We start from the raw sequence: 1,044 nt of genomic DNA, 5'->3' as shown, positions 1-1,044 counted from the left end.
CGGGGCAGAACCTCTTCAGGGAAGACGAAGTTTTCGTGCGGCTGGTCAGCCGGTGCCATCCAGGCACGCAGACCTTCATTCAGAAGGATGTTCTTGGTGTAGAAGGTCTCGAATTCGGGATCTTCTGCAGCGCGGATTTCCTGTGACACGAAGTCATAGGCGCGCAGGTTGAGGGCCAGGCCGATGATGCCAATGGAGCTGGTCCACAGGCCCATCACAGGCACGAACAGCATGAAGAAGTGCAGCCAGCGCTTGTTGGAGAAGGCGATACCGAAGATCTGACTCCAGAAGCGGTTGGCGGTGACCATGGAATAGGTCTCTTCTTCCTGAGTGGGCTCAAACGCCTTAAAGGTGTTGGCCTGCTCACCGTCCTCAAACAGGGTGTTTTCCACGGTGGCGCCGTGAATGGCGCAGAGAAGTGCACCGCCGAGGATGCCGGCGACGCCCATCATGTGGAAGGGGTTCAGGGTCCAGTTGTGGAAGCCCTGGAGGAAGAGAAGGAAGCGGAAGATCGCAGCCACACCGAAGGAGGGCGCGAAGAACCAGCTGCTCTGTCCGAGGGGGTACATCAGGAAGACGCTGACGAACACCGCGATCGGACCGGAGAAGGCGATGGCGTTGTAGGGGCGGATGCCGACCAGACGAGCGATCTCGAACTGACGGAGCATGAAGCCGATCAGTGCGAAGGCGCCGTGCAGGGCCACGAAGGCCCAGAGGCCGCCGAGCTGACACCAGCGAACGAAGTCGCCTTGGGCTTCAGGGCCCCAGAGCAGCAGCAGGCTGTGACCCATCGCATCAGCGGGGGTGGACACAGCAGCGGTGAGGAAGTTGCAACCTTCCAGGTACGAGGAGGCAATGCCGTGGGTGTACCAGGAGGTGACAAAGGTGGTGCCTGTCAGCCAGCCACCGATGGCCAGGTAGGCCGTTGGGAGAAGAAGAATGCCGGACCAGCCGACAAAAACGAAGCGGTCGCGCTTGAGCCAGTCATCGAGGACGTCAAACCATCCCCGCTGTGGCGCGCGTCCTACAGCGATCGTCATGAGA

General features: G+C 60.5%; 1 protein-coding gene. It reads right to left on the bottom strand.

All coding sequences use genetic code 11. The annotated features are described in order from the left end of the window. Positions 1–1,040, bottom strand: a 1,040-nt coding sequence (gene psbD, locus Q3Y53_RS13005; protein WP_115082515.1) for a photosystem II D2 protein (photosystem q(a) protein), incomplete at its 3' end; no start/stop codon positions are given. Between the last annotated feature and the right edge of the window lie 4 nt (positions 1,041–1,044).

Origin of the sequence: Synechococcus sp. YX-04-1, from assembly GCF_030546365.1 — a bacterium.
Classification (GTDB): domain Bacteria; phylum Cyanobacteriota; class Cyanobacteriia; order PCC-6307; family Cyanobiaceae; genus Parasynechococcus.
The sequence above is the reverse complement of the archived record's forward strand: the minus strand, read 5'-3'. Positions and strand labels throughout refer to the sequence as shown.